Genomic DNA, 21,470 nt, shown 5'->3' with positions numbered 1-21,470 from the left:
AGAGGGCAGTTACGTCCAAAAACAGAAAGAAAAGATTATGAAAAAACTAATTGTTAGCTGTTTGACAGTAGGAGTGTTTCTGAATGCTAACGCACAGAACTATTGGAAAAAGAACGCAGGGAAAACAGCAAAGGTTATTCTTACCAACTCCAAGGCCAATGAAAAAATGGCAGATAAAGGAACGGTTAAGTTTGAGAAATTAGGACAACCAAAAGAGACAGATGCCTGTATCTTCGTAGATCCTGATTTTAAATATCAGAAGCTGATCGGAATAGGCGGTGCCATCACTGATGCGTCTGCAGAAACCTTTTATAAAATGCCGAAAGACAAGCAGAAAGAGATTATAGAAGCTTATTTTGGGAAAAATGGATTAGGCTACACAGTAGTGCGTACCAATATGAACTCCTGTGATTTTTCCAGTGATTCTTATACTTATGTGGAAGACAATGATACGACTTTGAAGACTTTCAATATTGCTCATGACGAAAAGTATAAGATCCCGATGATCAAAGAAGCTCAGAAAGCGATAGGGAAAGATTTCACATTTTACTTCTCCCCATGGAGTCCGCCAGCATGGATGAAATCTAATAAAAGTATGCTGAAAGGAGGGCGGCTGGAAAATGCATTCTATCAGACCTGGGCAGATTATTACATTAAATTCATTAAAGAATACGAAAAAAGAGGAATCAACATCTGGGGACTGACTATACAAAATGAGCCTATGGCAACACAAACCTGGGAATCATGTATTTATTCAGCTGAGGAAGAAGGTGAATTTCTTAAGAACAATCTGGGGCCAACACTTTGGAAAAATGGCTATAAAGACAAAAAGGTAATGATCTGGGATCACAACAGGGATTTGATCTACCAGAGAGCAACAACAACTTTAAGTGATCCTGAAACATCGAAATATGCCAGCGGAATCGGGTATCACTGGTATGAAACCTGGAATAATAAAACCCAGCTTTTCGACAATTTATCTGAAACGCAGAGAGCTTTCCCGGATAAGTTCCTGGCTTTTACCGAAGGATGTAAAGAGCAGTTTAATATGTCCGGAATTTATGATGTGAGCCTTGGTGAACTTTACGGAAGAAATATGCTTAATGATTTCAATAAAGGAACAGCCTTATGGACAGACTGGAATGTATTGCTGGATGAAACCGGAGGCCCAAACCATGTCGGAAACTTCTGTTTTGCTCCAATCATAGCTGATACCAAAACGGGAGAGGTACATTATACCTACGAATATTATTATGTAGGCCATGTTTCAAAATTTATCAAGCCTAATGCCCGGAGAATCGGAAGTTCTTCAAACAGAGCAGCTCTTACGTCTACCACATTCATGAATGAAAACGGTCAGCTGGTTACTGTGATCATGAATGATTCCGGGAATGATATTGAAACGAATCTGTGGATAGAAGGAATGGCTGCGAAATTATCTGCGCCGGCCCATTCTATACAGACTGTTATTTTGTAACTTCATATTAACATTTTTATAGAACCGGCGGCCTCGTAGAGGCCGCCGGTTTATTGTTTACAGTATATTTTTAATGCTGTTATTCAACATCATATTTGCTGATCACTTTCTGAGTAACTCCTGAGCTGCTGAAACCACCGTCATGGAATAAGTTCTGCATCGTTACTTTTTTAGTAAGATCAGAGAATAAAGTTACACAATAGTTGGCACAGTCTAGAGCTGTAGCATTCCCTAATGGAGACATATCTTCAGCATATCCAAGGAAACCGCCGAAACCTTTCACACCGCTACCTGCTGTAGTAGGTGTAGGAGACTGGGAAACTGTATTTACACGTACTTTTCTCTCACCCCAGTAATTTCCGAATGTTCTTGCAATGCTTTCCAGATAAGCCTTGTTGTCAGACATATCATTGTAGTCCGGGAACGTTCTCTGAGCTGCAATATAAGTAAGTGCTAAAATGCTTCCCCACTCATTCATGCAGTCTTTCTCCCACGCCACACGCATTACCTTGTGGAAAGAAACCGCTGAAATATCCCAGCCTTTTTCCAACCAGTCATAGTTCATTTCAGTGTAATGCTTTCCTTTTCTTACATTTACGGACATGCCTATAGAGTGAAGGATAAAATCTATTTTCCCGAATTTTGCTGTCGCAGCATCAAAAAGTTTTTCAAGATCTTCTATAGAAGTAGCATCTGCAGCGATCACCTCAGAACCTGTTTTTTCTGCTAAACCATTAAGTTCTCCCATTCTCAAAGCAATAGGGGCATTTGATAAGATAAATTCAGCACCTTCTTCATGACATCTTTCTGCAACTTTCCATGCGATTGATTGCTCATTAAGGGCTCCAAAAATAATTCCCTTTTTGCCTTTAAGTAAACCGTATGACATAATTTTTTAATGTTTATTTGAATACAAATGTAGCAATAATTTGTGTTTGTGACATCATAAAAATGGAGCCTTATTGATTTAAGGCTCCATTTTATTGAAAATATTTATATGACTGAAATTTTAATTGGTTTTCTTATTCCATTCTGCTTTCGCATCTTCTGCAGCATCTTTAGTTTTTTCCCAGGCTTCGTTTGCTTTATCTTTTATGTCATCCCATGCATCAGCAGCATTGTTTTTTACTCTTTCAAACCAATCTTCCTGCTGTGCCTCTTCATCATTGTTTCTTTTTTCATTGATGTAATCTTTTGCTCTTGCTGCCAGATCCTCAATTTTCCATTTAGCATTGTCTGCTGCATTCTTTAAAGAGTTTTCTGTGTTATTTACTGCATTTTCCGCTTTGTTGTATTCTGAATTGTTCATAATATAATATTTTATTGTTGTGTACCAGTAAATAAACAATAACTATTCCTAAAATCCGCAACTGCTGTTAAACTTTTCTTAATCTTTTGTTATACTTTTCCAAATCAGTATTATCTTTAGTACAGTATAAAAATTGTTATTATGGAAAAAATACGGTGTGGCTGGTGTGAAAAAGACGACCTGTACCGAAAATATCATGATGAAGAATGGGGAAGGCCTGTTTACGATGATGAAACTATTTTTGAATTTCTGATTCTTGAAAGTTTTCAGGCGGGACTGAGCTGGTATACGATCCTTTCTAAAAGAGAGAATTTCAGGAAAGCTTTTGATGACTTTAATTATAAAAAAATTGCAGATTATACGGAGGAAAAAATGGAGGAGCTTATGAACGACCCGGGAATTATAAGAAACCGGCTTAAGATAAAAGCTACAGTAACCAATGCACAGAAGTTTCAGGAAGTTCAGAAAGAGTTTGGGAGTTTTTCAAAATATATTTGGGGTTTTGTGGGAGGAAAACCGTTGGATAACTGTCCTAAAACTTTGGATGATGTGCCTGCTATTACAGATATTTCGGATGCTTTGTCCAAAGATCTTAAGAAAAGAGGTTTTAAATTTATGGGATCTACCGTGGTTTATGCTCATATGCAGGCCACCGGAATGGTGAATGATCATATTGAAAGTTGCTTCGTCAGGCAAGCATAACCTTACACACTTTGTAAAATAGTCTACTTTATTTTTCGATCGGAGGAAGGCCTTGCAAAGCTCTAATTCTGTTTACTTGGATTAAATCTTCACCAGAAAATTCTTTAAGTTTCTCTTCATCCTGAAACTTATCCCAACTATTAGATTCTTCTACTTCTTCACCATATAAGTTTGTAAGTGTCTCTGTAAAACTATCAGCAACAAAATCTAAGTAATAATAATCTGATTCTTGCTCATGATCTTCAATAATCAATTCTTTATCTTCAACAACAAATTTTTGTTCATGATCCCATCTTACAACTTTTGGGTTAGCTTTATCTTCTCTAAAATCATAGCATAAAAAATTTCCTCCAGGATCCATCGTAATTGGGAATACCTCTTCAGGGATTTTATTCTTTAATTCTTGATATAAAGAGATGATATTTTCGCTTGAATCCAAATTAAAATTCAAAAGTTCACCAAAAGCTTTTCCAGTTTGTCTTGATGTATCGATCGTATTGGGAGATGGTGTGGCTGCATTGTTTTCTAAGACAATATTTTTATAATCTGATGGAAATTTAATACCAAAAACATCTTCTACATTCTTTATTGAATTGAAATCTTTTAATTCTTTTTTATATAACCATTTCATAAATTTTATTTTATCTTTTCCCCTCACCCCAGATACTGTTCCCACCTGTATGGCCAGTATCTCCATGTATTTTTCTATCAACTAATTCCATGACTCCAGTTTTCTCATTATGATGCCAAGTAAGACCATCAGGGCGAGGCTTATGATTCATAATATCAGCCAATTGCTGATTTGTAAATTTCTTTGCCTTCTCATTGCCTTCAATATCAAAATTATAAACTTTTTGGTAATGAGTAATGTTAATTCTGATAATGATGGTATTAGAAAATTCGAATTATAATGTCTATAATAACATTAAAAAAGCGACTCTTTAATTTTGAAAAAGTCGCTTCTGTAATTCATTACGATTATTTTTAAGAATTTATAATATTTACAGCTGTTTGAATACCGAATTCTTTTCAAAAAGAATTACAAGAATCATTACCTAAAAAGCTAATTATTAAACTGCATTGAGTTTAGTATCTTCAAGTATTTTCATAAATTCTGTAAACGTTTCACAAATAAAATAAGTATTTAAATCGTCAGATGATTTTTCAAAGAAATAGGTGTGATCATAATACCAAATACCGTCATTATCACCATCATTTACCAATAACAAAAAACCGCTTCCTGCATCACTTCCAATCAGTAAGGACTTTTTAGGTATATCATCATCATATTCATCATTAATTTTTATGATATCAGCGAATCCTTTTTCGATATCTATTCCAAAAAAATTCCCCATCATCATGTATTCATCTAAATCTTTTACATACAAATACGCATCGTCTATTATTCCACCGTTAAATTCAATTAGAAATCTCTCATAGTCGTCAGGTAATTGTATTTTAAGTTTTTTCTGTAATTGTTTTACTTTTTCTAAATCACCATTTTGATAAGCTTTAATTTTCATATTTTTATTTTTTTCCGAATGCAACTTTATTCTTTTTATTTACAGAAACACCACCATTATGAGTGAATCTGTCATGTATTTTTTTATCAACCTCCTGCATAGTTTTACCATCTTGATGATGATGCCATGTTGTTTCATCATTTGGTAATTTAGGAGGGTTTAATTTAGATTTATTTGCAGCATCTGTGTAATCGGAAGTATAATTTCCCTTTTGCTGATCAATATCAACACTTTGTCTAACATGCGGTTCTTTGAAAACAGGATGTCCGTTTACATAATCTACGACATTCCCTTCCCAATCTGTATATCTCCAAGTTCCATCTGGCAGCTCTTCAACTGTACCACCTTTAGCTATCCATTTTTTAGGAGTTGGTGAATTTTTAGGCTTATTTTTTAAATTATACCCATTATGTACTAAGATTCCATCCTCAGTCACATAATAATTCTCATTGCCTTCAATATCAAAATTATAAACTTTTTCGTAATGAGGCAAGGTTTCAATGCTCATTAACAATAAATAATACTATAATTAATAGTAAAAAAAAAAGAGGTTTCATCATTATGACAAAACCTCTTTTACTTAAAAAAAATATTAATAGTTTTTTAAAAATTTTTTAACTTTCAGAATGTTTTCAGAAATTTCACTTTCTAAATTGTCATTTTCAGATTTCACTAATTCCTTGAAAGATTTAATAAAAAATAGTTCTTTTAAGTATGGTATAATGGATGCTACAATTAAATTTTCATCATTCTTATTTTCTGCTTCTTCAACTTTATTTTTATTTAACAACTGTCCCAAAAGCCTTCTTTGAAAAGCTTTATTTTTAATTTTATTTATGGATTCATCATTGCCATAGTCTAATGTATCTAAAATTTTTTGTTTTAATTCTTCATTTTTAAAATTATCAATAAATAACTTTAAGACAATTATGCCTTCAACCCATGTCCATTTATTGTAATCTCCATCAAATTCAAGTTGTGATAAAATAGCAAAAATTTCATTCATCGAATTTAAATCCTCTAAGAAATAATAGCTGTAAGCCGCCATCATCAGATTTTTTAATGTTTCTGGGTCATTTAAATCTGTTTTTTCAAAATGTTGAAATATGTAAATAAAAGGTTTTTTATTTTCAAATGTTTGTCTAATCTTTTCAAAAATATTTTCCATATTAATCTGTAATTATTATTTTAACTATTGTTCCATCGGGATATTTTCTTAAGCCATTTCCAATAGCACTTCCTGCGCCTCTGTTGTCAGAGGGATTTATGTATCTTACGCTTGCACCATTACCTCCCTCAGTAAACATAGCCATTGGCCATTCATCTCTATCAAACCCTGGTTTTGTTGGAATTCCATCTAATGATGCGGCTCTGTTTGCATCAGCCATTGTTCTGTCAATCGTTATTAAATCAGGGTGACCATTCTTTATTGCATCCTCTATATGTGCTGCAGTTTCAGGATAATCGGACTTACTTATACTAATTTCTAAATCGTGAGTTAACTCATCAACTTCTCTTACGGTAGCTTTGGTTTATACCCATTATGTACCAAGATTCCATCCTCAGCCACATAATAATTCTCATTGCCTTCAATATCAAAATTATAAACTTTTGATAAGGAGAAAATGCTTTAAAAAAGACTGTCTCAAAAGTAAGACAGTCTCATCATATTTTTATTTCTGTAATCCTGATATAACATACGTGGTCTATATTAATGATTATTTATCCATTTAACAATGCATCCCACTCTTCAAAAGACAAGGGTGGTAATCCTTGTTTTTCTCTTTGCTCATTTTTAATTTTTACTGATATTGATGTAATTTTTACTTTACTGTTCTTTTTTGCTATCTCAATTTCCTGTTGAGTAGGTAGCTCGGGCAAAATCAATTCATTGATGTATTCATCTATGCTAGCAGCAACTAATACTGGCCAATGATATACTCCTTCAAGTCCCCAATCATCTTTCTTATGAAACCAATAATAGACTTCTTCTGTATTCTTATTTAAACATAACAAATCTCCACCATCTACACTTCCAATCGGAAAAAGTTCATCAGGCATTCTATTTATATAGGTATCATAATTTTCTGATAAACTTTGATACTGGTCTTCGGAAATTCCAAAAAAATAGTTTAAATTAAATTGAACATTATTTTTTTTATAGAATGTTTTCATAGGTTTACAAACATTGTACTCCAATATAAGTCGCCTGAAACTGACGGGAAGTTTAAATTGATATTTTAATTCAAAATCCTTAACTTTTTCAACAACGACATCTTTGTCTAATTTTACTAATGTGATTATTTTGGTCATATTATTCATTTTAAGGTAAAGTTCAGGGCTTATACCCATTATGCACCAAGATCCCACCTTCAATCTCATAATAATTCTCATTGCCTTCAATATCAAAATTATAAGCTTTGATAATAAGAAAAACGCTTCAAAAAGAGTTGAAAGTCTTTAATATCAACTCTTAAAATTTCTATAAATTCTTATTCATTGTAAAAAGAATTTAAAAAATCAGTAAATGATTCAGAAACCAAAATATAGTTTTTATCTTGCAAGAATTCGGCCTCTATAATATGGACAGCACTATCCTCTGATATCAAAAAAACATTGCCTCCATTATCATAAGCAAATGGGATTTTTTTTTCGAAAATAATTCCACTTTTTTTATAATCTGCAATAATTTGTTCGATAGGCAAAGAACCATACTTTATTGAATTAAAACCATTTATCGTAAAGATATTTTTTACTCCTTTTACGTACTCATAAGGTGGATAGCCTCCGTTATAGCTTAGATAATGTTGTACAAAATCTTTAGGAAGATTAATCTCATTTGCTTTTTCAAATTCAGAAATCTCCAATTCAGTTAGCTGCTTTTCTGTCTGTTCAAATTCCATAATAATTAAATTTACCAAGTTTTAAAAGTGTATGAATTGCCTGTTGCAGTTTTATATTGGCTACAACCACCAAGATGTGAAATTCCATTATGTGCTTGTTGTTTCACCAGTTGCATTGTACCTGTATTTGTAATCGGATCATAATCGTCTAAATGATGCCAAACGTATCCTTTTGGTGTACTTTTTTGCCCTAAAGCTGCCAAACTAGCAGCTTCGAAGTCTGTTTTATAATCTCCAGAATATTGTATTGGTATTGTATTTCTTTGGCCAGGTTTTACAGGATAAAGTGCGTCACTATTTGCATAGTTCAATCCGCCATTAGGTGTTGCTTCAACCCCATTAAAACCTCTGTCTTTTATTTTTTGGAGTTCCTCTGCACTAGCATACCCATTATGCGCCAAAATCCCATCCTCAGTCACATAATAATTCTCATTGCCTTCAATATCAAAATTATAAACTTTTTCGTAATGAGGCAAGGTTTCAATGCTGATAATGGTGGTGTAATGTCCGCCTTTTAGATGCAATAAGTCTCCTGGTTGTAAATCTCTGGCTTCAATCCACTCATCATTACAGTAGAAACGGTGTTCAGGAGTTACCCGTACAAATTCTCCTGTTGGCAATTCTATCGCAAGCATCTGTAAAGTAAACCGTTCATGCTTTTGAAGAATAGGCTTGTATTCCTGCTGCTTTGTTTCTTCATTAAAGGTGAGGACAAAGTCTCCTTCAAACAGGTCTTCAATATTGGCCAGTCCGTTTTGGGTATGCACTTTCGTTCCTGCGGGGAAACATACCAATGTTGCTCCTTTAGCCGCAAAAATACCCAATATCAGGCTTACACCGCTTTCCTGCAATTTTTCCAGGGCACTTTTGTCACTGCTCCAGATACTGTACTGATCATAATAAGCTCCGCCAATACCCGCACCTCGCATCAGTTTACAGAAGAATGGTGCATTTTTAAACCCTTTGAAGGTAAACTGTTCTATCAGTTCCTTTCTTGCCGTATTCATGAACTGCTGTCCAAAACTTCTTGAAAATGTGCTGATACCCTGTCTCAAAGTTGCTGCTCCCATCGCTGCAGATCCGGCGCCTGTTACCATGGCAGTTCCTCCACGTCCTGCGAGAAACCCAAAAGCAAAATTGGCCACATGCCCAAGATTTGTGAGTGCTGCACTTCCCCAGGCTTCCCATGCGGTTTCTTTCGGGGTAATGGTTCCACCTTCGGCGGGACATACCATGATGGAGGAGAGTGTAAGGGCTTTATGATCTTCTATTGAAAATTTCTGTGCTGTATTGGTCCACTTTCTGGTAGCTGCTGCAGCCTTGCATTTCAGAGCTCCTATAGCAATGGCAGCTAAAATAGCGGCAGCAATAATGGCAGCAACAAGCCATCCGGGTCCGGGAATCATTGCACAGATTCCAACAGCAATTCCCGCAACCGCTCCTGCAATAAATGCAGTTTTCCCCAGGCAGATAAAATTATTGCCTTTTAATGTATCCAGTTCAGTGGCAGCTTTATCCCCGCTGAAGGTTACAAAATTTTGGCTTGTAACTTTCATCTTTTTGGGAGCTACGCCTTTGTCACAAACAACGTAGTGTTTTTCGGTAAGATATTGTTCATCAGCCATACCATCATAATTCTAGGTGTGTATCCATATAACAGTGATAATAGAAAAATTCGCCAAGCTGCTCTGTAATTGTGAAATCAGACTTCAGCAATATTCTGTCATCATATAAGTATTTTCCCTTTATTTTATAATCGGGGTGCATGTAGTTATCCTTTGCAAACTCCCGTAACCTCCGGATCATTTTATCATCCCTGATCATCTGGCCTTCCACATTCCATTCGCTTAATTTCTGTTCTGTAAGTTTTTCGGAAACAGAAAGACTTACAGGAATCACAACACCGGCGCCGAATCTGTCCATATCTTCTCTCTTCAGGTAACTCTTGGAACCTTCGTTCAGAGGTTCTTTACCGAAAATGTAGAAGAACTGGTACAGAAAATGAATGAATTTGATGCTTTTAATTTCCATTTCTTCATTGGTAAGCTCATATTCTTTCGCTCTGATAATTTCGTAAGCTTCAATGGGATGTGAATTGGTTAACCAATCTTTTACTTCTTTCCACTTGTCGCGAATAGCATCTTTATTATATATTTTAGCAATCTCTCCTTTTTTGTTGACCCCCACTTCAAGCGTGCTGTATATTCCACATACTTTATTGGTCATTTCGGTGATCTGTACAATTAACGGATCCTCATACATTTCTAAATTGTATTCAGTCTCCGTAATTTCAAAAATGTGATAATCCTCATCAGGATCTTTTCCTTTATAAGTAACTGATGTTTTAATATTGATCTTGTAATTACTGTCAAGGCTATGTACTTTGGTTTTGCCTATAATATCTGTATTGTATTGATATTCTTTGCCTATATCCATCTGATTACTTATTAATATTTACTTTACTGCCATTAATCTGAACTTCTGAACTTCCGGAAATATTTATTTTTTTGCTGCCTATTGTAGTTTCATCTTTAGAAGAAAGGTTAATGCTTTTTGTAGCATCTGCAATAATTTCTTTCCCATTGATCGTTATTTTTCCTTCTTTGTCAATGATAATAGTGCTGGCACCAACTACGATTTTGAATTCTGTACTGGCAGTAAGTGATACTTTTCCTGACTTATCCATCTGAAGAATTGAATTATCCCCCACATTAATCATATTGGTATTTCCTGCCTTAACTGTATTATTATTTCCTACAGTCACCGTTTTATCATTATTAGCATTTGTCGTTGCATTCCCCGCACCGTCAAACTTCATATTGGCTCCTCCCTGATCGGTCAGAAACACAGATCCTGCACCGTCATCCAGTTCCAGTTTATTACCGCTTCGGCTGCTCAGGCTTTTAACATTGTTGTTTTGTCCGCCTCCTCCGCCAACACCTCCATGAAACATACCTCCCATTACAAAGGGACGGTCCGGATGCTGGTGTACAAAATTGACAACCACCTGATCTCCAACTTCAGGAATAGCCATAAAGCCGCGGTTTTTACTTACTTTATCGCTTCCGCCTGCATCAGGAGTCATAACGCGGATAAATTCAGTGGTATCCTGACCGTTTTGCCAGTCGAACTGAACCTGAATCCTGCCCTGGTTAAGAGGATCAGTATTTGAAATAACTTTAGCGAACTGAGGATCTGCTTTAGGCATCTCAAATTCGGGACGTGGCATAAAGCCGGTATCCGCTGCTATTGCTTCAAAATTTCCGGTATAATGGCCTCTTGCGTCTACTTCGTGACTGATCTCTGTGATCATCAGCTTGGTAAAATAGGCGGTCTGGTTGGTTTCAGCTTTCCGCATTTCTACATCTGCAGTACATCCCGGATATAAAAACGGGACGGAAGTGCTTCCGGAAGTGATGAATACATCAACAGCTTTACTTCCTGCGGTACCTTTCTGTGAAGCATCAATATCCATAAATGTAGATGCTTTGATTGGAGCTACCCTTAATGAAGGTGTTGTAAAGGTTGCCTTGGATATTTCATAAGCACGTTTCGCAATGTCTGACTGATGGTTTATTTTTGAGCTCCCCGTTGTGAGTTTTTCATTTTTGCTGCTGTTATAGCCGTAAAAAACAGGGTTTACATGCTGGGCTCTCATTTTGATCTTAATATCATGCACGCTGCTTCCATAAACCAGTTGTACCGGTTTTTCCGCTGGAGGCAGTTTTCCAAAATGAAGAACCTCGCCATCATAATAAAACTGTTCCCCATAAGCTTCGGCCATTCTTGCGAGATAGTTGTAATGGGTTTCGTCATATTGTGAGCTGTAGGAAACATTTCCATGCTGAGAATCTACCCTGAAATCAAATTTATTGGAACCAAGTCCTTCTTTAATGACCCAGTCTGCGATGCTGTTCAGGCTGATCTCCTGTGTACCGCCAAAACTCTGAATGTGTGGTGCCGCATCAAGAAGTACAGTCGGGCTGTTCCCGGTAAGTACAATATTTCCCAGACTGCCTTTTTCCTGGCTGAATCCTACTTCTGTAATTACTCCTACAAAATTCCGTTCGGGACTTTCTTCTACGTCTTTATATTTAAATACTACTGTAATTCTCTTGCCAAGAAAGTTCTGTGCCTGTTCCAGATTATGATTTTCTGCGCCTCCCAAAGCATCATGAGCGAGCATAAGATTGAACTCGTGATGCTTAACAGCACTTTGAGTAAGTTTAAAATGTTTGAAATGCTTGATTATTTTACCCTCGACAATGATTTCCAGTTTGACCACACGATTGATCCCTAAAAGCTCACTTTTTGGAATGGATCCGGCATTGTATATTTTGGAAGTGGGCTGCTCGTTCCAAATTTTATTTTCCGAAACCAGAGCTGTATTAGGCTGTGCAGCTTTGTTCATGAAATTATCGGTATAGGAAAGGGCTTGCCCGGTTGTCTGTACTGTTTTTTTTATTTTTTCAGCTTTCTTTTCAGTTTCCTTACCTAAGCCTGGATCTGCGGGTTTTATACTGTCCAGATCTTTTTTAGATTTTGAAATCTGGTTTTTTGATGATTTGCTGTCCTGGAACATAACATATTTTTTCTGGTTAGTGTATGTAACGGCAGTCTGGGCATACCGACTGCATTATGGCTGTTCTTATTACTCACTGCAGATCAAAATACTGTCTGGTTTATGTCAACAGAATAGTATCTTTTGTGAGGAGTTATCGTTCTGTTTTCACATGATATGGGAAAATAGATCCCTGTATATTTTTAAGTTTAAATATAATTAACATTTATTTTTAATGAATTTAATATTCTGAATTACAGTTTTGTAATGCTGTTATTAAAATCACATCCACGTGAAACAAATATAAGAAGCAAAGACTTAAATAGGAAAAAAAAGAAAGGCTATTTTTCTTTTTGTCGTAGTTTTACTACTAACAGTTGTTAGGTTCAAAATGAGACAAAAAAACCGATGTATTTACACGTTGGTTTGTATGGAGACAAATCTTGGTTAAGGACTAATGATAGGCTTAATTTTAATTGGGCTTCAATCGCATGTTAATATATGAAAAAGCAATTGCGGACAATATAAATTGATTTAATTTTGCCGATGTTCTGCTTAGAAAGGAAAAGATGATTTAGAGCATTACATATACTTAAAAATTTATGAAGAAAATAGGAATTATAGGCTGTGGCTGGCTGGGATCAAGGATTGCCGATTCAATGTCCGGCCAGTATAAAATATATGCTACCACCACTACAGAAAACAAAGTTGATGAGTTGTCTTCTAAAGGATTTAATACTTTTGTCGCCAGCTTCCCGGATTTTCAGCTGGAGGAAAAGATTACCCCGTGGACGGAAATTAAAGATATAGATATTCTCATCATTACCATTCCGCTTTCCGGTAAAAGCTGTTGTGCAAGCTCATTATATAACAGGATTCAGCATTTATTTTCATTTATCGGTGATTTTAAAGGGCAGATGTTCGTGATGAGCTCTACCGGTGTATATCCGGATATTCCGGGAGAATATGCAGAAGAAAACCTTTCTACGAATAACGTTCCTGGTGAGAGAATGATGAAAAACAGATATCCGCAGGTTAATATTTTAAGGTTATCCGGACTCATGGGAGATAACAGACTTCTTAAAAACTATGCTGTTTCAAACCCTGAAGCTCCTGTAAATCACATTCATTATGAAGATATCTGTAGTGTGATTGAAAAAATGATCGAAATAGGATCAGAAGGAAAACTGTACAATGTGACGGCGCCAGAACATCCGTCGAAAGCCCAGGTGATCAATGCTCAGAAAAATCTGCCATCTGCTGAAGAAATAATAGGCGAGGGGAAAATAATTTTATCTTCAAAGCTGATTTCAGAACTGGATTTTAGATTTAAATATCCGGATCCGAGAGCGTTTCACTTAAATACTTCTTTACTCTAAGAAAACTTAGATGAAATAAAAAATCTGCTTGATTTGTTCAATCTGCGAGAAAAAACCGCTTGCAGATTGAGCAAATTAAGCAGACCCTGCTATAATTTAAGCTAAACCTTATAGATTTTTAAAACCTATAAGGTTTGATTTTAAAGATAAAAACGTGAGTTATTTTACTTGATAATTCTTTCCAGTACCCAATCAATAAGGTTCTTCTCAGATGCATGGTGGTCTGCAGAGAATTCTCCACGTCTTCTGTTGGCTATTACATTGTTTACTGTAATTGCTTTGTGACCCAATAGTTTTGAAAGAGCATAAATTGCTGAGGTTTCCATTTCAAAGTTAGTCACTCCAAGGTCATTTAGTGTTTCCAGGAACCTATCATCAACCGCCTTTAAACGCAGCTGTCTTCCCTGAGGAGCGTAGAATCCCGGGAAAGTAGCCGTATTTCCGTGGTATTTGGCATCTTTATAATAGTCTCCCATTTCCTCTGCCCAGTCTGAGAAATAAAGCATAGGCTTGATCTTCTCGTACGGAAATTTCTCCATGAAGCTTTTGGAGAACTCATTCTCGAAACTATAGTCCTGATAAAAATGCATCAGTCCGTCCAGACCTACAACATTCTGGGTTACGAGCATATTATCAACCTGTACGTCAGGATTTACACTTCCACAGGTTCCCATACGGAAAAGTTCAAGGGCTTTATGTTCAGTTTTAAACTCCTTGTTTTTAAGGTCAATATTTACCAGGGCATCAAGCTCGTTCATCACGATATCAATATTCTCCGTTCCGATACCTGTAGACATTACGGTAATTCTTTCTCCGCGAAGCGTTCCGGTATGGGTGTAGAACTCCCTTTTATTTTTTTTGACCTCTACTTTGTCAAAATATTTTGAAACTTTTGCCACTCTGTCCGGATCTCCCACAAGGATGATCTTATCAGCAATATCTTCAGGTAAAAGATTTAAGTGGTATACACTTCCGTCATCATTCAGCACCAGCTCTGAGGCAGCAAGTTTATTTAGCATAATTTATATTTTTTGTTTTTTAATTAATGAAAATGGCTTCTTTATAAGGCGATCCGGCAAGATCATAGATCGTATCATATTCTTCTACGATTCTTTTCTGTCCCTGGAAAATCTCATAGACCGTAATAATGGTTTTTTCAAAGTTTTTCGGATCCTTCCTTTGTGTTGTAATTTCGTAGAGCTTATCTCCTTTTTTTAAAACAGAGACCATTTCCTCCTTTGTTGAGTTGTTCGAGTCCATCATTCCCGGGAAATCCATAACAATATCCTTCAGGTCGGTATAGTTCTTATAAGGTTTCGTTACTCCATTTGAATATACATAAACATTGGGAACCTGCTTGCCTTCTTCCAGACGTACCAGGTAATAATCGTTGCCTTTTTTCTCTGCATAAACGGCCATTTCTTTCTTTTTCTGCGAAAATGCACAAATCGAGAGGAAACTCGCCGCAAAAGCGAATAATACTTTTGTTTTCATAATAATATTTTGTTTTTAATTTGCTGAAAAATGATGTTATAAATCCTCTCCCAATATCTTTCGTCATCTTTTTTAAACAGGCCTATAGAAATCAGCCGTTCTTAAGTATAATGAATTTGATTTCGGGGTTTAAAATTAATAAAAATATTTTACCTAAAATATAAACATTTTTTAATCTCCTATTAATCTTAAGATAACATCGGAACGGTACTTTTGCCGCTAAAAATTCATGAGATTATATCCGCTGTTAGCTGTGATTGTTTTGATAGGTTTGGCTGTCATGTCCTTTAACCCGGTTGATAAAGGGGAAAAAAGCGAGAATACCTTTGTCAATAAAGGCTTGTCAGATTTTAAAAGCAGACTTGATCGGCTGAAATCGGATGTCTATAAATTTTCCGAGGATCAGATTTCTCTTGAAGAGCTTAGAAATTCTTTAAGGGGAACAAGAAATTCATTTAAAGAAATCGAATTTTATATCGCCTATCACTATCCGGAATTTACAAAAACACATCTTAATGCTGCTCCGCTGTTTCATATTGAAGCTGCCGGAACTTCTGCTTTTACGCTGCCACCGGAAGGACTCCAGGTATTGGATGAGCTGATATTTTCCGATGAAGCCGGGGACGAAAAAGAAAAGATAAAAACGATTACAGATTTTTTGTACAATTCCTATTCAAGTTTTTATCTGAGTACGGTAAAGAACGGTTTAAGCCGGGGAAACAACAAAACGCTGCCATTAAGGATAGAGCTGATAAGAATTTACACCCTTGGAGTTACAGGCTTTGATACACCAGGTTCCCTGAATATTTCCGAAGAAGCCAGCCATGCCCTTGCCGGAATAAAAGAATACATCAATGATGATGTGTATTTTAAAAACTATAATATTCAGAAAGCCAATCATATTCTTACCGAGGGAATAGGTTATCTTTCGGTAAACAGGGATTTTGAAACATTTGACAGAATTGAATTTTATAAAAAATATATTCAGCCTCTGTATGAAGAGCTTGGGAAATGGGATGGAAGAGCGGATGATCTTAAAGAATTTTCCGGCTGGAACGTAAAGAGTAAAAATCTTTTCAGCAGTGATTTTCTGGATCCGTATTTCTACACTTTGCTTCAGCCTTCTGAAGATAATAAAGAGCTTCGCAGTTTAGGGAAATCTATTTTCTATGATCAGAATTTGAGTCAAAACGGTAAAATGAGCTGTGCGGCCTGCCATCTTCAGGAAAATGCTTTTACAGATCTTAAAGTAAAATCCCAGAGCAATGTGGAAGGAAAAACAGTTTTAAGAAATTCTCCCTCTCTATACAATGCTGTTTTTGCTAAAAGGTTTTTCTATGACCTGCGGGCATTCTACCTTGAGCAGCAGGCGGAACACGTAATCTATAATGATGATGAGTTTAATACCAGCTATGAAGACATCATCAAAAAACTGAAAACAAAGCCTGAGTACAAAAAAGCCTTCCGCAATGCTTTTAAAGACGGTAAAATAAGTAAAGAAAATTTTTCCAAAGCTTTAAGCTCTTATGTGGCATCCCTGTATTCTTTTGACAGTGATTTTGACCGTTTTATGAGGAACGAAAAAGAAGTTTCCGAAGATGTCAAAAAAGGATACAATCTGTTTATGGGAAAAGCGAGCTGTGCAACCTGCCACTTTGCGCCTCATTTTTCAGGTCTTGTGCCGCCGTTTTTTAATGAAAATGAGTCAGAAGTTTTAGGAGTAACGACAAAGCCTGTCAATCAACTTCCTATTGAATTGGATTCGGATATGGGGAGAGGAAACAGCCCTGTGAAAAAAGAAAAATCATGGATCTACGATTACTCTTTCAAAACCGTTACCGTAAGAAATATTGCCCTTACCAAACCTTATTTTCATAACGGAGCTTTTAATTCTCTGGAAGAAGTCATGGATTTCTATAATGAAGGTGGAGGAGAAGGCCTCGGCTTAAAGATGAAAAACCAAACACTGCCACCGGATAAACTGGAACTTACCCAAACGGAGATCAAACAGGTTATTGCTTTCCTGAATTCATTAACGGATATCAGTAAGGTGAAATAGTTCGGGCTACGAGATGCGAGGTTACGATTGTCAGGGATGAGGTGTAATTTAAGATTCAAAGTTTAAGGTTTTTAAAAAGGGACATAATACTGTAAATGATTATTAATAGCTTATGATTCATAATTCATTACTTATTAATGTAACTCCTGGATAATCCTGTAACCCAAAACCGGCATCCCGGAGCTCTATCATTTAACAATTATTTAATTCCCTTAACACTGGGTTATAAATTAATTAATATTCTTCGCTCTATATTTAAACTCCTATTAACAGAGGTGCCGCGCCAAAAAAATAGCTTTGCAGAGTCTAATAAATCAATTAAAAAATGAAGAGAAAATTACTTACAATTGCTGCGCTTGCAATGGTCGCTGGCTTTAGTGTACAGGCACAAACTTTTTTATTCAATAAAAACTCGTCCTGGAGCTATAAAGATAACAATCAGGCCCTGGCAGATTCATGGAAAGACCAGACCTTCAATATCTCAACGTGGGCAGCAGGGAACGGACCTCTTGGTTATGGAGATCCTGTGACAACTACCCTCAGCTCAGGTCTTACAGCTGCTTATTTTGCTAAAGATTTCACAGCAGACCTGTCAACCCTTTCAGACAATGTGGAACTAGGGGTAATGAGAGACGACGGAATCGTAGTTTATCTTAACGGAGTAGAGGTGGTGAGAGACAATATGCCGGCAGGCGCTATTACTTTCAGCACTCCATCAAGTACCACAATAGATGGTTCAGCAGAGGGTGTTTATAATATATTTTCTATTCCTAAATCTAATTTTGTAAACGGAACCAACAGGATTTCGGTTGAGCTTCACAACAGAACCGGAGCCAGCTCAGATCTTAGAATTGATGCTTATTTAAAGACAATAGCTACCGTTACACCCACTCCCGGATGCACAGGAACACATATCAGCTGTTTTACATCAATTGTTCCTACTGTACAAACCAATAAACTGATCATCCCGGCTGAACATAAATATCAGCTTATCTTGAAAGAATCCGATAATTATACGGAAGGAGGCGGAATGGTAGGAGGTCTGAATGACTTTACGGCTTACGTTGCCAAAGCAGGAAGCAGCACAAACGGCTACCTTTCCGTAAACCATGAAACAAATCCTGGTGGTGTTACCATAGCTGAGGTTAATTACAATGCTTCTACCAAACTTTGGCAGCTGACAAGATCCAGAGCGGTAAGCTTCTCAGATCCGAGCCTGGTTCAGACGATCAGAAACTGTTCAGGAGGGATTACTCCTTGGGGAACTGTTGTTACAGCAGAAGAATCTGTTACTTCCAATGATGTGAACAATGACGGCTATAAAGATTACGGATGGTTAGTGGAAATTGATCCGGCCACAGCGCAGGTCATTTCCAAAAATGCAGACGGATCCAAAGGGAAACTTTGGCAGATGGGAATTATGAGCCACGAAAATGTAGTGGTAAATAATGCAGGAACCACAGCTTATTACGGAGAAGACGGTGGAACCCACATGGTGTACAAATATGTAATGGATACCCCTAATAATCTTGCTTCAGGAAACCTGTATGTATTAAAGCTTGATCAGGGACTCAATACTTCCGGAGATCCTGTAGGAACTACAGCAACATGGGTTCAGGTTCCAAATAAAATAAAAGCGGATCAGAATAATACAACAGCACTTGCCCAGTCCTTAGGAGGAACAAGATTTAATGGAGTGGAAGATGTGGAAATCAGTCCTCTAGATGGAAAGATTTATTTTACGGCAAAAGGATTGGATAAAATATACCGTCTTCAGGATAACGGAACTACTGCTTCTCAGGTGGAAACTTTTGTAGGAGGTGCTTCTACCACCTATTCTTTCAATACTCCTCAGGGAATGAAATCTGAGGCATGGGGTGATGGAAACGACAATCTTACTTTTGACGAGCTTGGAAATCTTTGGGTGCTTCAGGATGGTGGGAAAAACTACATTTGGGTAATCGCTCCGGATCATACAGCAGCTAATCCTAAAGTGAGACTTTTCGCTTCAATGCCTGCAGGGTCAGAACCTACAGGACTAACATTTACACCTGATCATAAATTCGGTTTCTTCTCGATTCAGCATCCGGATTCTACAATTTCTACGGATGTAGATGCTACAGGAAACACAATTGATTACAGAGGAAAATCAGCTACCATCGTTATTGCCTTAAAACAGAATTTAGGAACAGGTGGTGCGTTGGGAACTGTTGAAAATCAGAATGCAGAAAATGCAGTTGAGGTAGCTCCGAATCCTACTTCAGGAACCGTTAAGATCAATTCACCAAAAGGTCTGAAAGATATTTCAGTAACAGCATACAGCATGGATGGAAAAATTGTTTACACGAATAAATTCAGTGGACTCAGCAGATCATTGGATCTTGACTTTACGCATCAGCTTGAAGGATCCCGCATTCTGGTTCTGAATATCGAAGCAGAAGGAGGTTTCCAGAAAACTGTGAAGCTAGTAAAAAAGTAAATTATTAATACTCATTTCGGGCGGCGGCTTTGCCGCCGCCTGAAATTTATCCCTATGAAAAAGCTTGTTCTATTGATTTCTGTTTTCTCTCTCTGTCTTGCAAAGGCACAGATAGATCCTGTGAAATATCCTACATTTACCAGTATTGATGAAGCTCTGATCAGTAATAAAACTGTTTATAGCATGAGTTTCAGAGAAAAGGGACTTTTTAATCTGCCACCACAGATTTCGAAACTGAACTCCTTGTTCTTTCTGAATATCATGGGAAATAAGCTTGAAAAAATGGATCAGGAGATCTTTGCATTAACAGAATTGGAGATTTTAAATGTGAATGAAAACAGCATCAAGTACATTCCTGACGAAATTGGAAACCTGAAAAAGCTGAATACATTCTCTATGAATCTCAATGGCTTGACAAGTATCAATCCCAATATTGCAAAACTTCAGAATTTAAAAGCAGTACATTTTGATGCCAATAACCTGAATATTTTTCCCGAAGCCCTGATGGAAATCCCGGCTTTGGAAGAAATTAATCTTCAGGGAAACCAGATCAGCAGTATTGCAGACCGTTTATACAGAATTAAAAATCTGAAATTTCTGAACTTATCTGAAAATCAGATTAATGATTTGGGGAATCTTTCTTTTCCTAAACATTTAAAATATCTGGAACTACAGCAGAATGCTATTGTAAAGCTGCCGGAAAACCTGTTTAAAGCTCAAAATCTCGAATTTTTGAACGCAAGCAGCAATCATATCACAGAAATATCTCCTAAAATAAAAGGACTGAAAAATATCGTCAGTATGAATCTGGCCAATAATAATCTGAAAGATATTCCCGAAGAGATAAGGAAGCTGAAAAACCTGAAAACCCTTATCCTGACCGGAAATCCTATAGAAAAAATAAAGATTGAACGATTGAAAAGCCTGATGCCGGAAACCCAGATCTATTTCTAGATCTATCCGCCGACTCTTTTGGTTTTATATCCCATTTCTTTAAGGATATTCATTATTTTGTCACGGTTATCGCCCTGAATAATGATCGTTCCGTCTTTCTCTGAACCGCCTATTCCTAAGGTGGTTTTTATTTTTTTTGAGATTTTCTTCAAATCTTCCTCACTGCCTTCCCAGCCTTCAACAATCGTTACAGGCTTACCGTTTCTGCCTTTTTTCTCAAATTTGCACACCAAAGGTTCCTGCTGCTTAAATTCTTCTTTAGGCATTTCAAAATCCTGTTCCTCATGTTCAGGAAAAAGGTTCTTTAGCTGATCTCGTAAATCCATAAGACAAAATTAAATAATAATTTAGAAAAGTGTGTCAGATCATTAGATAATTTAACGTGAAAAAGACAGGAAAACCTAAGAAAGCGGGGAGTGATTGACTGCAGAAAAAGAAAACAGTTGACTGAGGTACTCGAAGTAACCGTTAGTGTTGGCTTCGGGTGCCTCAGCCAACGTTGGGGCATAACTTAAATCTTTGTTATCACCGAAAGCTTCGGAAGATCAAAAAGAATATTCACCCATTGTTTTTACCTGAATGTTTTTAAAATAAATCCTTCAAATTCTTTCATTCATCGGAAATTAGGTA

23 protein-coding genes are annotated in these 21,470 nt (G+C 36.5%); 6 read left to right on the top strand and 17 right to left on the bottom strand.

Features of this window, described 5'->3' with window-relative positions; translation table 11 throughout:
* Positions 1-37 precede the first annotated feature (37 nt).
* Positions 38-1,477 carry a glycoside hydrolase family 30 protein gene (locus ACMGDK_RS03530; RefSeq protein WP_436806651.1) on the top strand — a complete coding sequence of 480 codons (1,440 nt, stop codon included), beginning with the start codon at positions 38-40 and terminating at the stop codon, positions 1,475-1,477.
* Between the two features lie 79 nt (positions 1,478-1,556).
* Here the strand turns inward: ACMGDK_RS03530 and ACMGDK_RS03525 are convergent, their stop codons facing one another.
* Positions 1,557-2,366 (bottom strand): enoyl-ACP reductase FabI, encoded by an 810-nt coding sequence (locus ACMGDK_RS03525; RefSeq protein WP_111953010.1) that lies wholly within the window; start codon positions 2,364-2,366, stop codon positions 1,557-1,559.
* Between the two features lie 120 nt (positions 2,367-2,486).
* Positions 2,487-2,786 (bottom strand): hypothetical protein, encoded by a 300-nt coding sequence (locus ACMGDK_RS03520; protein ID WP_436806650.1) that lies wholly within the window; start codon positions 2,784-2,786, stop codon positions 2,487-2,489.
* A gap of 141 nt (positions 2,787-2,927) precedes the next feature.
* Here ACMGDK_RS03520 and ACMGDK_RS03515 point away from each other — a divergent pair, with 141 nt between their 5' ends.
* Positions 2,928-3,488 (top strand): DNA-3-methyladenine glycosylase I, encoded by a 561-nt coding sequence (locus ACMGDK_RS03515; RefSeq protein ID WP_436806649.1) that lies wholly within the window; start codon positions 2,928-2,930, stop codon positions 3,486-3,488.
* Between the two features lie 28 nt (positions 3,489-3,516).
* Here the strand turns inward: ACMGDK_RS03515 and ACMGDK_RS03510 are convergent, their stop codons facing one another.
* The 12 genes from ACMGDK_RS03510 to ACMGDK_RS03455 all read right to left on the bottom strand — a co-directional run bounded on the left by ACMGDK_RS03510 (position 3,517) and on the right by ACMGDK_RS03455 (position 12,496).
* Entirely contained in the window at positions 3,517-4,185 is a 669-nt protein-coding gene (locus tag ACMGDK_RS03510) for an SMI1/KNR4 family protein (protein WP_436806648.1), read from the bottom strand.
* Complete coding sequence (locus tag ACMGDK_RS03505) at positions 4,130-4,270, bottom strand: HNH endonuclease (RefSeq protein ID WP_436807247.1); 141 nt, start codon at positions 4,268-4,270, stop codon at positions 4,130-4,132. Before ACMGDK_RS03505 ends, ACMGDK_RS03510 begins: the two co-directional genes overlap by 56 nt.
* A gap of 288 nt (positions 4,271-4,558) precedes the next feature.
* On the bottom strand, positions 4,559-5,011 hold the full coding sequence (locus ACMGDK_RS03500) for an SMI1/KNR4 family protein (RefSeq protein ID WP_436806647.1): 453 nt from the start codon (positions 5,009-5,011) through the stop codon (positions 4,559-4,561).
* 4 nt (positions 5,012-5,015) lie between these two features.
* On the bottom strand, positions 5,016-5,519 hold the full coding sequence (locus tag ACMGDK_RS03495; RefSeq protein ID WP_436806646.1) for an HNH endonuclease: 504 nt from the start codon (positions 5,517-5,519) through the stop codon (positions 5,016-5,018).
* A gap of 84 nt (positions 5,520-5,603) precedes the next feature.
* Positions 5,604-6,179: a DUF6707 family protein gene (locus tag ACMGDK_RS03490; protein ID WP_436806645.1), complete on the bottom strand. Its 576-nt coding sequence runs from the start codon at positions 6,177-6,179 to the stop codon at positions 5,604-5,606.
* A 1-nt stretch (position 6,180) separates the two neighbouring features.
* The gene (locus ACMGDK_RS03485; protein WP_436806644.1) at positions 6,181-6,399 is read right to left on the bottom strand and encodes a NucA/NucB deoxyribonuclease domain-containing protein; all 219 of its coding nucleotides are present in this window, start codon (positions 6,397-6,399) and stop codon (positions 6,181-6,183) included.
* 128 nt (positions 6,400-6,527) lie between these two features.
* Positions 6,528-6,638 (bottom strand): hypothetical protein, encoded by a 111-nt coding sequence (locus tag ACMGDK_RS03480; RefSeq protein WP_436807246.1) that lies wholly within the window; start codon positions 6,636-6,638, stop codon positions 6,528-6,530.
* A 95-nt stretch (positions 6,639-6,733) separates the two neighbouring features.
* Complete coding sequence (locus ACMGDK_RS03475; protein WP_436806643.1) at positions 6,734-7,324, bottom strand: SMI1/KNR4 family protein; 591 nt, start codon at positions 7,322-7,324, stop codon at positions 6,734-6,736.
* Positions 7,325-7,503: 179 nt separating this feature from the next.
* A complete protein-coding gene (locus ACMGDK_RS03470; RefSeq protein ID WP_436806642.1) occupies positions 7,504-7,914 on the bottom strand; it encodes an SMI1/KNR4 family protein in 411 nt (136 codons plus the stop codon).
* Between the two features lie 11 nt (positions 7,915-7,925).
* Positions 7,926-9,539 (bottom strand): polymorphic toxin-type HINT domain-containing protein, encoded by a 1,614-nt coding sequence (locus ACMGDK_RS03465; protein WP_436806641.1) that lies wholly within the window; start codon positions 9,537-9,539, stop codon positions 7,926-7,928.
* 4 nt (positions 9,540-9,543) lie between these two features.
* The gene (locus ACMGDK_RS03460) at positions 9,544-10,350 is read right to left on the bottom strand and encodes a hypothetical protein (protein WP_436806640.1); all 807 of its coding nucleotides are present in this window, start codon (positions 10,348-10,350) and stop codon (positions 9,544-9,546) included.
* Positions 10,351-10,354: 4 nt separating this feature from the next.
* Complete coding sequence (locus ACMGDK_RS03455) at positions 10,355-12,496, bottom strand: type VI secretion system Vgr family protein (protein ID WP_436806639.1); 2,142 nt, start codon at positions 12,494-12,496, stop codon at positions 10,355-10,357.
* A 581-nt stretch (positions 12,497-13,077) separates the two neighbouring features.
* Here ACMGDK_RS03455 and ACMGDK_RS03450 point away from each other — a divergent pair.
* On the top strand, positions 13,078-13,854 hold the full coding sequence (locus ACMGDK_RS03450) for a Rossmann-fold NAD(P)-binding domain-containing protein (RefSeq protein ID WP_436806638.1): 777 nt from the start codon (positions 13,078-13,080) through the stop codon (positions 13,852-13,854).
* 164 nt (positions 13,855-14,018) lie between these two features.
* On the opposite strand, the gene ACMGDK_RS03445 is transcribed toward ACMGDK_RS03450, so the two are convergent.
* On the bottom strand, positions 14,019-14,873 hold the full coding sequence (locus tag ACMGDK_RS03445) for a nucleoside phosphorylase (RefSeq protein ID WP_436806637.1): 855 nt from the start codon (positions 14,871-14,873) through the stop codon (positions 14,019-14,021).
* Between the two features lie 19 nt (positions 14,874-14,892).
* Complete coding sequence (locus tag ACMGDK_RS03440) at positions 14,893-15,348, bottom strand: hypothetical protein (RefSeq protein WP_223559674.1); 456 nt, start codon at positions 15,346-15,348, stop codon at positions 14,893-14,895.
* Positions 15,349-15,577: 229 nt separating this feature from the next.
* Between ACMGDK_RS03440 and ACMGDK_RS03435 the strand changes: the two genes are divergently transcribed.
* From ACMGDK_RS03435 to ACMGDK_RS03425, 3 genes are all read left to right on the top strand, one after another.
* Entirely contained in the window at positions 15,578-17,407 is a 1,830-nt protein-coding gene (locus ACMGDK_RS03435; RefSeq protein ID WP_436806636.1) for a cytochrome-c peroxidase, read from the top strand.
* A gap of 325 nt (positions 17,408-17,732) precedes the next feature.
* Positions 17,733-19,886 (top strand): alkaline phosphatase PhoX, encoded by a 2,154-nt coding sequence (locus ACMGDK_RS03430; protein WP_436806635.1) that lies wholly within the window; start codon positions 17,733-17,735, stop codon positions 19,884-19,886.
* 54 nt (positions 19,887-19,940) lie between these two features.
* Entirely contained in the window at positions 19,941-20,840 is a 900-nt protein-coding gene (locus ACMGDK_RS03425) for a leucine-rich repeat domain-containing protein (protein ID WP_436806634.1), read from the top strand.
* 2 nt (positions 20,841-20,842) lie between these two features.
* Here the strand turns inward: ACMGDK_RS03425 and ACMGDK_RS03420 are convergent, their stop codons facing one another.
* Positions 20,843-21,166: a translation initiation factor gene (locus tag ACMGDK_RS03420; RefSeq protein ID WP_040999102.1), complete on the bottom strand. Its 324-nt coding sequence runs from the start codon at positions 21,164-21,166 to the stop codon at positions 20,843-20,845.
* Positions 21,167-21,470: the final 304 nt, after the last annotated feature.

The sequence above is a fragment of the Chryseobacterium hilariae genome (genome assembly GCF_051400735.1).
Classification (GTDB): domain Bacteria; phylum Bacteroidota; class Bacteroidia; order Flavobacteriales; family Weeksellaceae; genus Chryseobacterium.
Note: the sequence above shows the minus strand (reverse complement) of the source record. Positions and strands in the feature narration are given on the sequence as shown.

Excerpts from the sequence above, each read along its gene's own strand:
- ACMGDK_RS03530 (WP_436806651.1), top strand. The coding sequence starts at position 38 with ATGAAAAAACTAATTGTTAGCTGTTTGACAGTAGGAGTGTTTCTGAAT.
- ACMGDK_RS03525 (WP_111953010.1), bottom strand. The coding sequence starts at position 2,366 with ATGTCATACGGTTTACTTAAAGGCAAAAAGGGAATTATTTTTGGAGCC.
- ACMGDK_RS03520 (WP_436806650.1), bottom strand. The coding sequence starts at position 2,786 with ATGAACAATTCAGAATACAACAAAGCGGAAAATGCAGTAAATAACACA.
- ACMGDK_RS03515 (WP_436806649.1), top strand. The coding sequence starts at position 2,928 with ATGGAAAAAATACGGTGTGGCTGGTGTGAAAAAGACGACCTGTACCGA.
- ACMGDK_RS03510 (WP_436806648.1), bottom strand. The coding sequence starts at position 4,185 with ATGGAGATACTGGCCATACAGGTGGGAACAGTATCTGGGGTGAGGGGA.
- ACMGDK_RS03505 (WP_436807247.1), bottom strand. The coding sequence starts at position 4,270 with ATGAATCATAAGCCTCGCCCTGATGGTCTTACTTGGCATCATAATGAG.
- ACMGDK_RS03500 (WP_436806647.1), bottom strand. The coding sequence starts at position 5,011 with ATGAAAATTAAAGCTTATCAAAATGGTGATTTAGAAAAAGTAAAACAA.
- ACMGDK_RS03495 (WP_436806646.1), bottom strand. The coding sequence starts at position 5,519 with ATGAGCATTGAAACCTTGCCTCATTACGAAAAAGTTTATAATTTTGAT.
- ACMGDK_RS03490 (WP_436806645.1), bottom strand. The coding sequence starts at position 6,179 with ATGGAAAATATTTTTGAAAAGATTAGACAAACATTTGAAAATAAAAAA.
- ACMGDK_RS03485 (WP_436806644.1), bottom strand. The coding sequence starts at position 6,399 with ATGGCTGATGCAAACAGAGCCGCATCATTAGATGGAATTCCAACAAAA.
- ACMGDK_RS03475 (WP_436806643.1), bottom strand. The coding sequence starts at position 7,324 with ATGACCAAAATAATCACATTAGTAAAATTAGACAAAGATGTCGTTGTT.
- ACMGDK_RS03470 (WP_436806642.1), bottom strand. The coding sequence starts at position 7,914 with ATGGAATTTGAACAGACAGAAAAGCAGCTAACTGAATTGGAGATTTCT.
- ACMGDK_RS03465 (WP_436806641.1), bottom strand. The coding sequence starts at position 9,539 with ATGGCTGATGAACAATATCTTACCGAAAAACACTACGTTGTTTGTGAC.
- ACMGDK_RS03460 (WP_436806640.1), bottom strand. The coding sequence starts at position 10,350 with ATGGATATAGGCAAAGAATATCAATACAATACAGATATTATAGGCAAA.
- ACMGDK_RS03455 (WP_436806639.1), bottom strand. The coding sequence starts at position 12,496 with ATGTTCCAGGACAGCAAATCATCAAAAAACCAGATTTCAAAATCTAAA.
- ACMGDK_RS03450 (WP_436806638.1), top strand. The coding sequence starts at position 13,078 with ATGAAGAAAATAGGAATTATAGGCTGTGGCTGGCTGGGATCAAGGATT.
- ACMGDK_RS03445 (WP_436806637.1), bottom strand. The coding sequence starts at position 14,873 with ATGCTAAATAAACTTGCTGCCTCAGAGCTGGTGCTGAATGATGACGGA.
- ACMGDK_RS03440 (WP_223559674.1), bottom strand. The coding sequence starts at position 15,348 with ATGAAAACAAAAGTATTATTCGCTTTTGCGGCGAGTTTCCTCTCGATT.
- ACMGDK_RS03435 (WP_436806636.1), top strand. The coding sequence starts at position 15,578 with ATGAGATTATATCCGCTGTTAGCTGTGATTGTTTTGATAGGTTTGGCT.
- ACMGDK_RS03430 (WP_436806635.1), top strand. The coding sequence starts at position 17,733 with ATGAAGAGAAAATTACTTACAATTGCTGCGCTTGCAATGGTCGCTGGC.
- ACMGDK_RS03425 (WP_436806634.1), top strand. The coding sequence starts at position 19,941 with ATGAAAAAGCTTGTTCTATTGATTTCTGTTTTCTCTCTCTGTCTTGCA.
- ACMGDK_RS03420 (WP_040999102.1), bottom strand. The coding sequence starts at position 21,166 with ATGGATTTACGAGATCAGCTAAAGAACCTTTTTCCTGAACATGAGGAA.